Origin of the sequence: Massilia sp. Se16.2.3 (genome assembly GCF_014171595.1) — a bacterium.
GTDB lineage: Bacteria > Pseudomonadota > Gammaproteobacteria > Burkholderiales > Burkholderiaceae_D > Telluria.
Genome location: NZ_CP050451.1, coordinates 2,119,268 through 2,133,357, shown reverse-complemented (window position 1 = coordinate 2,133,357; position 14,090 = coordinate 2,119,268). Strand labels below are relative to the sequence as shown.

Sequence of the window (14,090 nt, the reverse complement as noted above, 5' to 3'; positions counted from 1 at the left end):
GATCAGTCAAAAAAAAGAGGGGGTACGAGACCCCCTCTTTTGCTAATCAACTAGAAAACGTTGATTTAGAACTTGTGCTCGAGGCGCACGTATGCCTGGCGGCCGTAGCCGTCGTACAGGTAGAAGTTGAAGTTACGGCCGTCATACGACACCAGCTTTGGCATCTTGCCACCCGCGTTGACCACACCAGCGATCAGCTTGGTGTTCCAAGGCATCGTGTAGGTCGCCTGCACGTCATGCGTCACGTAGGTCGGGACTGCACGGGTTGCGCTGTCGGCGTTCTTGCCGGTCACGTTGATGTTGTACGACGCGCCGAACGGACCACGCCTCCAGTTGTTCATCAGCGTTGCGCGATAGCGTGGCAGGCCCAGCGTGCCGGTCATCTCGCTGCCGTCGTCGTCGTAGCTCAGCGTGTTCGAATAACGCAGTTCGTGGTCGAAGTTGCCGACCATTGCGTTCTTCCAACGGCCAGTGACGCTCACGTCCAGGTATTCGCCCTTCAGCGTGCCTTCGTTTGCATAGCCCTGCTGGATGCGGGTGATGCGGCCTTGTGCATTGCGCACGACTGCCAGGCCGGCCGGGATCGCACGTGGATCGGTGCCGTTCGAACGGTCGATCAGGTCCTGTGCGCCGATCAGGGTCAGCTTGTTGTCGATTTCGATGCGGGCGTAGTCAACCTTGACGCTGACTGCCGGGATGACGTCCCAGACAGCACCGATCGAGAACTGCTTCGACTGCTCCGACTGCAGTGCCGAGTTGGCGCCGGTGTAGGTGTCCACCTGGACAGTCTTGCCGATGTTGCAGTCGTCTTCGTCAGGCAGGCCGCCACCGGTGCCGCCACCGAATGCGAGGCAGGTTGCCGGATCGAACACCGACTCAGCCGAGAAGGTTTCCTTCTGGTTCAGCTGTGGCAGGCTTGGCGCGCGGAAGCCTTCGCCGTACGAGGTACGCAGGGTCAGGTTCTTCATTGGCTGCCAGCGCAGCGAGATTTTCGGCGAGAAATCGTTGCCGTAGTCGCTGTACTTGTCGAAGCGGCCAGCGGCGCTGGCTTCCAGCGTCTTGGTGATCGGGAACACCATTTCGAGTGCGGCACCGCTGACGCGACGCTTGCCCGAAGCCGAGTTACCAGCCGAACCTTCGATCACGCCGGCTTCCGACAGCGAATCGTAGATATCGGCGAAGACTTCTTCGCGGCTTTCCACCGAAGCCAGCAGCGAAACGCCGCCGCCTGGCAGTTGGAACAGGTCATAGAAGGTGCCGATCGCATAGACGTCGGTCTGCTTGAACAGGCCGTCGCGGCCGACCGTGGCCTTGATCGCGCCCAGCACTTCCGGCGAGTTCGCGTTCGGGTTGTACAGGTCGTAGAGGCCCGAGTTGGCGTACTGTTCCAGGATCGGACGCACGATGTAGTTGCGGCCCAGTTCCTTGTAGGTCGAACGGGTGTAGGCGGCGCCGACATCGAGGTCGATGTTGTTGGCCAGCTTGCCCTGGAAACCAGCGGCGACGTTCGACAGCCATGCGTCGGTGTTGGTGTCGCGGTTGCCGGCAGCGGCGGTACGGTGGTACACGTCGATCGGCGCATCGGTCGGGTTGTTCGGCGTGTTGGCAGCGATGGTGAACGCCGCCGGAGTCGGCGCGTAGCGGCCAAAGCTGGTGGTGTTGGTGGTCGACGCGTTGGCGTAGAACTTCCAGTTGTCGCTGATCTGGCTCTCGCCGCGGGCGAAGAAGGCCTGGCTGTCGATCTGCGCTTCGTCCGCTGCAACAGCGTTGAAGTTGTACGAGCAAGCGCCGTTTGCTGCCAGGTAGAAGTTAGGGTCGGTACAGCCCAGGTTTGGGTCACCGCGCAGGTTGCCGATCGAGGTCAGCTTCTCGCCGTCGTCGTAGTTGTTGCCGTACGAGGTCACGCCGCGGGTCTGGCCCCATGGACGGTCCTTGGTGTACACCATGCCACGGCCGGTCTTCGACGCGCCCATGATCAGGCGGCCTTTTTCGCCGTTCACGCCAACCAGGACCGACGCTTCCTTACGTGCGCCGCCTTCGTTTTCCGGCTTGGTGTAGCCGATGACGCCAGCGACGCCTTCGAAGTCCTTGCGGGTGATGATGTTGACCACGCCGCCGATTGCATCCGAGCCGTAGACTGCCGACGCGCCGTCGGTCAGGATCTCGATGCGCTCGACCGCTGCCATCGGCACGGTGTTCAGGTCAGCGGAATCGCCGACGTTCGGTGCCTTCGGCAGGCGACGGCCGTCCAGCAGGACCAGGGTACGCTGCGAACCGAGGCCGCGCAGGTCGATGCCGGCGAAGGACTGGGCCGAGCTACCGGATTGCGGGCGGAAGTTACCAGCCGACGAGAAGGTCGAGGTACGCATGAATTCAGCGACGGTGGTCGAACCGGAGGCTTCCAGTTCTTCGCGCTTAATCACGGTAACTGGCAGGGCGCCTTCGGCGTCCGCACGCTTGATGCGGGTACCGGTGACTTCAACGCGCTCGACCTTCTGTGCTGCTGCAGGCGTGGTCGCCTGTGGCTGCGGGGTCGTTTGCAGTTGTTCTTGCGCCATTGCTGGCATGGCGATCAGGCCTACGCTGCCGCCAAACGCCAGAGCGATTGCCGTGCAGACTTGCGACTTCTTAAACATAGATCTCCTTGTTGATAGGGTCTTTCGCCCGGATTCACCCGCCATTGCTACGCGACGGGTTTGGCTCCAGTAATTTCTTGCGTCCTGCTCAATCTCCTCGCTCCAGCAGATACATTCCATTTACAAGGCCCGAAGACCCCACATTCGTACTGTATAACTACGGAAAGTTGGAAAAGGCTAACAAAACGACGGTGCAGTATTGCATGCGATATTGACAAATCGCAAGAAGAAACCATGCTCAACTGTTGCGTTTTTGCAGCCAAACCCAACAAAAGATATAGGAGTGTGGCCCTTGACAATTTTCTACTTTTATCTTCGCCTGCAAAAGAAGCAACAAGGCATGCACTTGAGCAAGTACGAATAAACCCGGTTGTGCACCGCACAAAGTTTTGTCGCCAAGCGGCGAAAGCGGCTTTGATTGCGAAACGTAGAGCGCATGTAATGACATGCATGAAGTGCAATTGGATGCACGGCCGCGCTTTTCCGGTGTGGTGCGCTGCGATAGCGGGAACCGGACCGCGGCAAAAGCGGCCCTTGTGCTTGACAATTTCTGGAAGACACAATCAGGGTGTGGATGCCCATGGCGGCGCAACGAACAACAAGGCGCCCGCCTCGCTTCCTGTGGCCTATTAATAGAGCGGGCTGATTTCGATGCCCCACCCCATCAGCACCGCATTGTCGACCACCGGGTGCAAGGATGGCGACGCCCCTTTGCCCAGCATGGTCCCGAGCTGGCGCGCGCCCGTTTCGTCCAGCGCGAAATCGCACAGCTCCTGCAGGCGCACGCGCGAATCGTCCAGCTGCTGCTCCAGTGCCGCAAAAGCCGTCGCGGCAGGAGTGGCGCCCTGCGCGTTCGCCAGGTTCAGCACATCCGCCAGCGCCATGCGCACCTCGCCCAGCACATCGGGACAATCGCTGGCCGCCGCCAGGCGCGTGGCTTCCGTTTGCAGGGCATTGAAGCGGGCGCGCAACGCGTTCGCTGCCGCATCGCCGGTCCAGCGACGCACGCCCTGCTTCGGTGCGCGCGCGGGCCATCGGCTCGATCATGCCGAATCCCGTCTCGAGCAGGCCTGAAGGTCCCTGCAGCCAGGCCAGATGCCCCAGCTCGGACCGCGCGAGCTGCACGGGCCGGGCATCGGCATGGTGGGTGAGCAGGCATACCTTGCCCCCGGGGCGCAACACGCGCAGGACTTCCGGCACGCTGCGCGCCAGGTCGGTGTACTCGAGACCATATTGGCTGGTAACGAGGTCGAAGGAGGCATCGGCAAAAGGAAGCGACTCCGCTGCCTGCTGTCCATGGAAACGGACTTGCCTGCGCCTGTTCGGCGCGAGGTCCGCGAGCCATGCGGGCTCGGGCAGGGCCAGGTCGATGGCGTCGCAGGCGACCGTGGCGGGCGCGCTGTCGAGCATCAGCTGAGGCACCGCGCCGTTGCCGGTTGCGATGTCGAGCATGCGCGCACCTGGGGACATGCTGTCGAAATGGCTGCGCCAGAAGTGCGCGAGCGCACCGTCGTAGCGATTTCCGTAGCTGCCGCCGCATGAATGCGCAACGCCGTGGGACCAGTAGCGGCTCCAGACCGCCTTACGCACCTCAACCTGAGTTTCCATTTACTGCCTTCATGACGAAAAGTGAATTGAAACAACCAACTTCAAACCTACACCACACCGCCTTTCAGTATCCCTTCCCTGTTGTTACTGGTCAACATCGAAATGACCGGGCGGCGCCCGATCGCCCTGCTCGCAACTGCCGGGCTTGCCGAGCGTTGCAAGAACAGGAACCTGCAGTACACTGGCGAACTCGACGGTGTAAATACGCACCGCTGCCCTTACCAGATCAAGGAAAGCCATGAATACCAAGCTGCACCGTTACGCAATGCTGGCCGTCGCCTCGGCGCTGTCGCTGGGCGCTACCCAGGTCCTGGCGCAATCGCAAGCGGGCAAGGCCGCGGGCGCCAGCACGTCGGAGAAGGCCGCCAAGGCCCCTGCCATCGACCGATGCCGGCAAGCGCCGCGGCAAGGGCGACCGCATCATGACCAAGGACGAGCTGCGTGCCTGCATGAGCCTGAAGGACAGGAACGATCGCAACCGGGTCGAGACCGAACGTCGCCGCGCCGCGCTCGACAAGGAACGCGCCGAACTCGCCAATGCGCCCGATTCAGGCGCCGCCTTGCATGCGGCGGTGGCGGACAAGCTGGCGGCGGCGAAGGAAGTCGACGCCACCTATGCCGTCCACGCCAAGGCCATCCAGGACTGGAATGCCCGCATGGCCGAGTTCCAGGCCAACTCGAGCACGATGCGCAACCCGGAACGCACGCACGAGGCGCTTGTGAAGGAGCAGCTGGCACTGAAGGCCACCGAGGAGCGGCTCCAGGGCGAGCGCAAGACGAAAATCGCTGCCTACGAGGCGGCGGTGAAGGAAGCGAACGACAAGGCGGCCCAGGGTGGCGACCGCAACAGCGACTGGAACAAGCGCAACGAGCAGCTCGCGGCGGCGGAACAGGCGCTGCTCGACGCGCGCCGCAAGTGGGCCTCCGAATGCGGCGACCGCCGCTTCCGCGAAGAAGACGAGACCGCAATCAAGGCCGGCAAGTGAACGCATTCGCTCCAAGCGCCGCGGCAACGACCGCGGCTGCCGTCCAGGCCGCCCTTGCGCGCGCCCAGCATTACCTGGCCGGCAACAATATGTCGGCGGCGGGCGGGACCTGCGCGCCGTCGTCGAGGAAGCGCCGGACTGTATCGAAGCCTGGCTGCTCCTGTCCGAGCTGGCAGGCGCACGCGGCGACCTCCCTCGGGCGCGCAAGTGCGTCGACGCGGCCGCGCGGCACGCGCCCGAGGTGGCCGCGGTCGCCCTGCAGCGCGGGCAGCTGCTGCTGGCCGCCGGCGAACTGGCCGACGCCGCCGACACCCTGGCGGCCCTGCTCGCGCGCCAGCCGAAACAGTATGTCGCCTGGTTGCTGCTGGGCCAGGTGTTCGACCTGGCGGGCCAGACGCAACTGGCCTTGCGCGCCTGGTCGCAAGGCTTGCGCCATGGCCAGGCGTCACGTCATCTGATGGGCATGGCCAGCACGCCGCCGGCCTTCCGTCCCCATATCCAGCAGATCATCGCCCGCGTCAACGCCCATCTCTATGCACCGGCCGTGGAGGGGTTCGAGCGCATGCGCGCGCAGTTCGGCGCCGCCGACCTGGCCCGGCTCGGGCGCGCGCTGTCGAGCTACACCGGGGTGCGCAGGGAAGTGCCGCCGAATCCCCACCAGCGGCCGAAATTCCTCTACTTCGCGGGCCTGCCCGAAGGCCCCTACCACGATCCCTACCTGCATCCGTGGACGGCGGGCCTGGTCGACGCCTTCGACACCATCCGCGCCGAGGCGCTGGCGGTGCTCGACGCCCAGGCCGGCCTCCAGGAATTCCTGGAGTTCGCGCCGGGCCAGAGCCGCGACGGCTATCTCGGCGGCAGCGGCAGCAAGCCGTCCTGGGATGCATTCTTCTTCTATCGCCACGGCCAGCGCTACGACGACAACCATGCACGCTGCCCCGCCACCTCGAAGCTGCTCGACGGCATCGAACTGTGCGAGGTGGCTGGCCAGGCACCCGAGATCTGTTTCTCGGTGCTGCAGCCCGGCACCCACATCATGCCGCACTACGGTGCCACCAATACCCGGCTGGTCCTGCACCTGCCACTGCTGGTGCCGTCCGGCTGCGCACTGAATGTGCGTGGCGGCGGCGAACACGCGTGGCGCGAACGCGAGCCGATGATGTTCGACGACACCTTCGAGCACGAAGCCTGGAACCGTTCCGGACAAGCGCGCGTCATCCTCCTGATGGACTGCTGGAACCCGCACCTGACCCCGGCCGAGCGCATCGCGACGCGGCATGTCGTCGAGCTGATCAGCGCGATCGAACACTTTGCGCCTGGCGAGCTCGATCGGGCCGTGCAGGCGCTGCGCGGCTAAGTACTCACCCAGAAATACATGTGTTTTTGGGCGCCGGAGCCAGCGTGTTGCCGCGTCGGGTCGCGCTTGCACTGCGGCGCGCTCGCCGCCTTGCACCGCATCCGAACCGGCACGTCCGGTTCTGTTTGGCAAAATTCCCATTTATTTTCGGTCGAGTACGTAGGCGATGCCCCGGCTCCTGGAAACAGGAAAGTCAACGGTCCGCAGGCGCCTCCGCGGGCCGTTTGTTTCGTTCTCCGGCAGCCGGTTCGCGCGCATGGGCGCGCTCGGGGTATCATGCTGGTTTCGCGCGGCCCGGCCGCGCCCATCTGAATCGACCATGGCAATCAAACTCAAGAACGACAAGGACATCGCCAAGATGCGCGTCGCCGGCCGCCTGGCCGCCGAGGTGCTGGAGATGATCAAGGAATACGTCGTGCCCGGCGTCTCCACCGAGGAGCTCGACCGGCGCTGCAACGAATACATCCGCAAGGTGCAGAAGGCAACGCCGGCCAATGTCGGCTACCACGGCTTCCCGAAGACCCTGTGCACGTCGGTCAACGGCGTGGTCTGCCACGGCATCCCGAGCGAGACCGAGATCCTCAAGGACGGCGACATCGTCAACATCGACGTAACCGTCATCAAGGACGGCTGGCACGGCGACACCAGCCGCATGTACTACGCCGGCACCCCGAGCCCAGAGGCCAAGCGCCTGGTCGATACCACCTATGAATGCATGATGGCGGGCATCCGCGCGGTGCGTCCCGGCGCGCGCCTGGGCGACGTCGGCCATGCGATCCAGAAGCTGGCCGAAGGCGCCGGCTACTCGGTGGTGCGCGACTACTGCGGCCACGGCATCGGCCGCGTCTACCACGAAGACCCGCAGGTGCTGCACTACGGCCGCCCCGACACCGGCCTCCTGCTCAAGGAAGGCATGACCTTCACGGTCGAGCCGATGATCAATGCCGGCGACGACGAAGTGGCCCAGCTGGACGACGGCTGGACCGTCATCACGCGTGACGGTTCCCTGTCGGCCCAGTGGGAACACATGATCGCGGTAACGAGCAATGGCTTCGAGATCCTGACGCCCTGGCCCCAGACGCGCTGATCGCGCGCAAGCGCTTCGAAAGGCCGTCCGCTTCCAGTGGACGGCCTTTTTTCATTCGCCCTCCCCTTGAGCAAACCCAACCGTTGCGATGGGTATTGACGTGTTACACCGATGAAAGAAAGGTGTCTTGATAATGGCAACGAATAAATGATGGCTGGAAATGAAAAGTTGCTAATTTCATACACTTAAGGCTTTTCCCGGCGCTCGGGAGAAGTGTGACTTGACCGTAGATATTTATTTAATCAAATTGTCTCTCAAGGCAACTGGATCGCCAGCGACCAGGATGAGCCGTTCAACCATTGGGGGAAATTTTGAAACAAGTTACTGTTTACAAGAAGAGTGCGCTGGCCATTGCATTGACGCTGGCGTACTCGCAAACGGCATGGGCCCAGCGCGATGCCACCGCCGACGCCGCTGCCGATACCGCCGCGCCGGTACAGAAGGTCTACGTGACCGGCTCGAACATCGCCAAGATCGCCGCCGAAACGGCCACGCCCGTGACCGTCATGCGCCGCGAAGACATCGTGCGCACCGGTGCCAATTCAGTCACCGAACTGCTCAACACCCTCACCGCCTCGACCGGCAGCCTGACCGACATCGGCGGCAGCAACTCGTTCGCCGGCGGCGCCTCGTCGGCTTCGCTGCGCAACCTGGGCAAGCAGTCGACCCTGATCCTGCTGAACTCGCGCCGCGTGGCGCCCTATGCGCTGGCCGACTACAACGAGGTCTTCACCAACCTCGACTCGCTGCCGCTGGACGCGATCGAACGTGTCGAGGTGCTGCGTAGCGGCGGCTCGGCCCTCTACGGTTCCGACGCCGTCGCTGGCGTCATCAACATCATCACCCGCGGCGACTTCAAGGGCGTGCAGCTCAAGGCGAGCATGGACGAGTCGCTCAAGAACAGCGAATTCGGCACCCGCAACGCCAGCATCACCGGCGGCATCGGCGATATCGCCAGCGACGGCTACAACGTCCTGGCCAATGTCGAAGTCTTCCAGCGCGACCCGGTAATGTGGCGCGATATCGTCGAGGACATCAATCCGGCCTATGGCCAGAAGTTCACCACCGTCGCCCCGGGCAGCGGACGCATGTTCGGCAACCGCGGCACGCCCTCCTCGTTCAGCTACCCGGGCAACATCCTCGGCTACGGCGGCGGCGGCGGTCCGATCGAAGGCTGCACCACCGTGGCGGCCGGCCTGTGCCAGTACGACCGCTTCTCGCGCTTCCAGGCCATTCCCGAAGCGGACCGCGTCAATGGGATGGTGTCCGGCAAGCTGCGCATCAACGAGAAGCTCGATGCCTTCGCTGAAGCGATCTACTCGCGCACCGAAACGAAGTACCAGGGCGCCTTCCCGACCTACGACTCGACCGCGTCGGATGTCGTGTGGGGCAACCCGGTCACGGGCGAGCGCCTGAACTTCACCTACCTGTCTCTCCCAGCCGAGCACCCGCTCAACGGGCTGGGTGAACCCGCGGCATTGCGCTACCGCTTCGCCGATGCCGGCGGCAACACGACCGTCACGAGCTCGCAGTACCGGGCGCTGGTCGGCCTGAAGGGCAGCTGGAACGACTATGACTGGGAAACCGCTGCCGGCGTCACGGGTGGCAAGACCAAGATGCGCGGGCGCGGCGCCTTCAGTGCCAGCGGCTTCAAACAGGTCATCGGTGACTACACGCAATTTGATGCCGACTTCACCCCGACGGACCCCACCTTCTTCAACAAAGGCTACAAGATCGGCCAGCCGAATTCGGCCGAGGTCTTGAATACCCTGTTCCCGGAACAGGGGTACGACGGCAAGATCACCCAGACCTTCCTCGACGGTAAGATCAGCGGTGAAATTGCGAAGATCGGCGGGCGCGGCGTCGGCCTGGCCGTCGGCGGCGAAGTGCGCCACGAAAAATTCGAGATCAACCCGACCGCCAACCTGCTCGCAGGCGACATCGTCGGCAACGGTTCCGCCACTGCGAACGCCAAGCGCATGACAGGCGCGGCCTTCGCCGAGATAGAAGCCCCGGTGACCTCCACCCTGACGCTGACCGGCGCCGCCCGCCTCGACAAGTACGAGGACTTCGATGCCCACGTCTCGCCGAAGCTGGCCTTCCGCTGGGCGCCGAACAGCAGCTTCCTGCTGCGCGGCACCTGGGAAGGCGGATTCCGGGCACCGAACCTGACCGAGAGCGCCCAGTCGAGCAAGTTCGCTTTCGATAACGGCGTGGTCGACCCACGCCGCTGCCCGCAGGCACTTGCCCTGGCCCAGAACCTGCGCAACCAGGCCGCCGGCCTCCCCAGCAGCGATCCGAACAGCGCCATCCTCAACGCCCGCGCCGACAGCGTCGAGGGCAACGAATGCGCCGCCGGCGTGTTCAGCAACGTGCGCAACAACCCGGACCTGGAACCGGAAACCTCGCGCAGCGCCACCATCGGCTTCGTGGTGGAACCGTTCAGGGGTTATAACGTCGCGCTCGACTACTGGCGCATCGAACGCAAGGACGAGATCGGCCTGAAGAGTACGTCCGACCTGCTGGCGGCGGAAAACGACCAGCCTGCCGGCGTGATCGAGCGTGGTTCGCTGGCGAGCGACAAGACCTTCACCCCTGCTGAACAAGTGCAATACGGCGTGACGACCGGTCCGCTGATCGGCACCTCGGGCATGTTCGAGAACGTCGCGAAAACCAAGACCAGCGGCATCGACCTGACCGGCTCGGCGCGCATCCGCACGCCGTATGGCCGCGTGACCGTGGACGCCAACGCCACCTACCTGCTCGACCTGCGCTACTTCAGCACCACGCTGGGCGGCTATGGCGACAACCTGGCTGGCCGCTACGGCGCGCCGAAAGTGGTGGCCAATACGACGGTCGCGCTCGAAACCGGCAATTTCTCGAACGCGCTGCGCGTCAACTTCAACCGCCACACCCAGCTGCGCGGCGACTTCTTCGACGAGAGCTTCACCAGCGAAGGCTGCGCGGAGCGCGGCTGGGCCGAGAACGAGTGCCGTGTCGGCTCCTACGTGCGCTGGGACTACACGATGGCCTACCGTGGCTTCAAGGGCTGGACCCTGACCGCCTTCGTGCGCAACCTCTTCAACCACCGGCCACCGGTGGACCTGCGTTCCTTCGCCAGCAGTGGCGGCGGCGTCATTCCGCAGAACTACGAGGACGTGCAGGGCCGCAGCCTGCGCCTGACGGCGGAATACCGCTTCTGATCGAACCGATTGCCGGTCCGCCCAGGCTGACCGGTTTTGCAATAACACAAGGCGGGCGCCCATGCCCGCCTTTTTTATTGTCCGGCACATCCGACGGCCGTCATTTCCGTACAAACGATGGCAACGCCCTGTCATACGACATCTTTATTGCGCGACAGGGGCCACTATGTAACATCAAGTAACAAGCCTTCACATTTCGTATGTACATTGATGCCTAAAAACAACAAGATATGTACTTGTGCATATTTCCATCTATGTTTGCTTTGACGCAAGACAAATCTCTGCGAGACTAAACTCATCCACTTTGAATAGTGGAGGTAGGAAAACAAGAAACGTTAGCCGTAACATTGACGGAGATATTTTGAAACAACCCTTAGCACTCAAACAAAGCGTCATCGCGGTTGCGATGACCATCGCTGCCGGTTCGAGCTTCGTCTCGACCAGCGCTTACGCACAGCAAGCGCCAGCCGCGACCACGACTACGACCTCGACCACGAGCTCGACCACCGCCACCAGCGCGGATGGCCAGCCCGTCACCAAGGTCTTCGTGACCGGTTCGAACATTCGCCGCATCAATGCCGAAACCGCTTCCCCGGTCCAGGTCATCACCCGCGACGAGATGGTCCGCGGCGGCGCAACCTCGCTGACCGAAGTACTCAAGGGTATTTCGTCGAACGTGGGCGGCATCAGCGAAGACCGCACCGGCGGCTTCACCGCCGGCGCCTCGAGCCTGAACCTGCGCGGCATCGGCAGCCAGGCTACCCTGATGCTGATCAACGGCCGCCGCCTGGCGCCCTATGCCCAGCCTGAATTCCAGACCACCTTCGTCGACCTGAACTCGGTGCCGATCGGCGCCGTCGAGCGCATCGAAGTGCTGAAAGACGGCGCTTCGGCGATCTACGGCTCGGAAGCGATTGCCGGCGTGGTGAACATCATCATGCGCGACAGCTTCGAAGGCGTCGAGATCAGCGGCTCGCTGGGCGAATCCTCGCGCGGCGACGGACGCCAGGTGCGCAGCACCGTCTCCGCCGGTTTCGGCAGCCTGGTCGACAACCACTTCAACGTCTATGCAACCCTCGACGTGCGCCAGCGCAAGCCGATGTTCCTGAGCAAGCGTGACGACTACATCGGTACCCAGGACTGGCGCCAGTGGGGCTACAAGGACAACCGTAGCCTGTACACCTACCCGGGCAACATCTACTGGACCGACAAGGCCACCGGCGTGTTCGTGTCGCGTACCCTGGACGGCAACTGCCCGGCCGACCGCCTGGTCCCAGCCAGCCAGGTCCTGTCCGCCACCTCGACCGGCACCGCCTGCGTGTTCGACGATCTCGCCGACGGCGACGTCAACTCGGGCGGCAAGACCGACCGTCTCGGCCTGACCAGCCGCGCAACCTGGCAGATCAACGCCAACACGACGGCGTTTGCCGAAGTGATCGCGCACCAGAACAAGGCACGTGTCACCGGCCTGTACCACTGGGTCGCAGGCCAGAACGGCCAGCCTACCGGCGCACTGCCGATCACCTCGCCACAGTATCCGCAAGACCTGATCGGGCCTGATGGCAAGACCCTTGCCGGCGGCAACGGCACCGTGCGCGTGCGCGCCAGCCTGAAGGACCTGCCAGGCCAGGGCCAGGAAAACACGACGGACTTCGCCCGCTACCTCGCCGGCGTCAAGGGCACGTTCGGCAACTGGGACTGGGAAACCGCCGCATTCGGCAGCACCAGCAAGGTCGAGTCGCACAACACGAGCGGCCTGCTGACGACCCCGTTCACCCAGGCTTACAACAGCGGCAAGTTCATCTTCGGCAACAGCGCCGGCAATGCCGACCTGCTGAAATCGATCATGACCGACTCGGTCAGCGGCTTCAAGTCGTCGCTGTACCAGGTCGATGCCAAGGTGTCGGGCGAACTGTTCAACCTGCCAGCAGGCGCCGTCGGCATCGCTGCCGGTGTCGAGGCACGCCGCGAAAAACTGGTGACCTCGCCGGATCCGCTGTCGGTCGAAGGCGAGCTGTACCACCAGGCACAAAGCCCTCCAGGCTTCAGCAATGGCCGCACCATCAAGTCGGTCTACGCCGAGACGACGATCCCGTTCCTGAAGAGCCTCGAAGGTCAGGTCGCCGTGCGTCACGACCGCTACTCGGACTACGGTAGCTCGACCACGCCGAAAGTCGGCCTGAAGTGGAGCATCACGCCACGCTACATCCTGCGTGGTACCTATGCCGAGGGCTTCCGTGCGCCGACGCTGGTAGAAAACTCGACCGACGTGCGCCACGCCTTCCTGAACGGCTTCCGCGACCCGGCACGTTGCAACGACCAGTTCACGGACGGTTGCAGCTGGAACAGCGCCTACGATAGCGGCGCCAACCCGTCGCTGGCACCGGAAACGTCGAAGAGCTACACCCTGGGCCTGGCAATGGAGCCGACCTCGTGGCTGGTCGCCACGGTCGACTACTTCCGCATCCGCCGCGACAACGAAATCGGTACCTATGACCTGACCCGCGTGCTGGAAGATCCGGCCCGTTACGCAAACGACCCGGCAGCCGTGGTCGTGCGTGACCCGCTGACCCCGGAAGACCAGGCAGCTGGCGCAACCGCCGGTGAGATCTCGCTGATCAAGTTGCTGCTGACCAACGTGGCCGTGACCGACGTCAAGGGTGTCGACATCGACCTGCGCGGCAAGTTCAACTTCGGCGAATGGGGCCGCCTGGAACCACGCCTGCAGCTGGCTTACATGCACTCGTACAAGTACGCGCCGTCGCTGGAAGACGCGCAAATCGAGTACATCGGCACCCGTGGCACGCCACGCGTGCAGGGCACCTTCGGCCTGGCATGGAAGAAAGCCGCATGGCAGCTGTCGGCTGACGCGGTCTATGTCGGCAAGATGGCACCGGTGGGCGACTACACCGTCGACTGCGTGTACGAGACCGAAGGCTATGGCGAACTGTGCGAACGCAAGATTCCTTCGTTCACCGTGTTCAACCTGGGCGGCAGCTACAAGGGTCTGTTCGGCATGAAGGACCTGAAGCTGGGCTTCGCGATCCAGAACGCATTCGACCGCAAGCCACCGTTCAATCCATCGAGCGGCCTGGGCTTCTACCAGACCCTGCATAACCCGATGGGCCGTTACTTCCAGCTCAGCGCGGATTACAGCTTCAAGTAATCGCACTGGCTGACAAGTAGTTGAAGGACAAGAAGCGTCGCACCCCC

General features: G+C 63.5%; 8 protein-coding genes and 1 pseudogene. 5 read left to right on the top strand and 4 right to left on the bottom strand.

The genetic code is table 11. From position 1 onward, the window contains the following. Positions 1-65 precede the first annotated feature (65 nt). The 4 genes and pseudogenes from G4G31_RS09835 to G4G31_RS09825 form a co-directional block, all read right to left on the bottom strand. The gene (locus tag G4G31_RS09835; protein ID WP_182991272.1) at positions 66-2,558 is read right to left on the bottom strand and encodes a TonB-dependent siderophore receptor; all 2,493 of its coding nucleotides are present in this window, start codon (positions 2,556-2,558) and stop codon (positions 66-68) included. Between the two features lie 707 nt (positions 2,559-3,265). Beyond that, a complete protein-coding gene (locus tag G4G31_RS25610; protein WP_229425479.1) occupies positions 3,266-3,643 on the bottom strand; it encodes a hypothetical protein in 378 nt (125 codons plus the stop codon). A gap of 199 nt (positions 3,644-3,842) precedes the next feature. After that, positions 3,843-4,088 (bottom strand): annotated as a pseudogene (locus G4G31_RS29025) (class I SAM-dependent methyltransferase); the annotation flags it as partial. Positions 4,089-4,328: 240 nt separating this feature from the next. Beyond that, positions 4,329-4,484, bottom strand: a complete 156-nt coding sequence (locus G4G31_RS09825; protein ID WP_182991270.1) for a hypothetical protein — start codon at positions 4,482-4,484, stop codon at positions 4,329-4,331. A 182-nt stretch (positions 4,485-4,666) separates the two neighbouring features. Here G4G31_RS09825 and G4G31_RS09820 point away from each other — a divergent pair, with 182 nt between their 5' ends. The 5 genes from G4G31_RS09820 to G4G31_RS09800 all read left to right on the top strand — a co-directional run bounded on the left by G4G31_RS09820 (position 4,667) and on the right by G4G31_RS09800 (position 14,043). Further along, the gene (locus G4G31_RS09820; RefSeq protein WP_182991269.1) at positions 4,667-5,230 is read left to right on the top strand and encodes a hypothetical protein; all 564 of its coding nucleotides are present in this window, start codon (positions 4,667-4,669) and stop codon (positions 5,228-5,230) included. A 4-nt stretch (positions 5,231-5,234) separates the two neighbouring features. Further along, positions 5,235-6,587, top strand: a complete 1,353-nt coding sequence (locus G4G31_RS09815; RefSeq protein WP_374011303.1) for an aspartyl/asparaginyl beta-hydroxylase domain-containing protein — start codon at positions 5,235-5,237, stop codon at positions 6,585-6,587. Positions 6,588-6,906: 319 nt separating this feature from the next. Then, positions 6,907-7,674 carry a type I methionyl aminopeptidase gene (gene map, locus G4G31_RS09810; protein ID WP_182991267.1) on the top strand — a complete coding sequence of 256 codons (768 nt, stop codon included), beginning with the start codon at positions 6,907-6,909 and terminating at the stop codon, positions 7,672-7,674. A 311-nt stretch (positions 7,675-7,985) separates the two neighbouring features. After that, entirely contained in the window at positions 7,986-10,877 is a 2,892-nt protein-coding gene (locus tag G4G31_RS09805; protein WP_182991266.1) for a TonB-dependent receptor domain-containing protein, read from the top strand. Between the two features lie 361 nt (positions 10,878-11,238). Next, positions 11,239-14,043 (top strand): TonB-dependent receptor, encoded by a 2,805-nt coding sequence (locus G4G31_RS09800; protein ID WP_182991265.1) that lies wholly within the window; start codon positions 11,239-11,241, stop codon positions 14,041-14,043. The last annotated feature ends 47 nt before the right edge of the window (positions 14,044-14,090 follow it).

What these genes read in the sequence shown, in the direction of transcription:
- G4G31_RS09835 (WP_182991272.1), bottom strand. Translation starts at nt 2,558, where the DNA reads ATGGCGCAAGAACAACTGCAAACGACCCCGCAGCCACAGGCGACCACG.
- G4G31_RS09820 (WP_182991269.1), top strand. Translation starts at nt 4,667, where the DNA reads ATGACCAAGGACGAGCTGCGTGCCTGCATGAGCCTGAAGGACAGGAAC.
- map (WP_182991267.1), top strand. Translation starts at nt 6,907, where the DNA reads ATGGCAATCAAACTCAAGAACGACAAGGACATCGCCAAGATGCGCGTC.
- G4G31_RS09825 (WP_182991270.1), bottom strand. Translation starts at nt 4,484, where the DNA reads ATGGCTTTCCTTGATCTGGTAAGGGCAGCGGTGCGTATTTACACCGTC.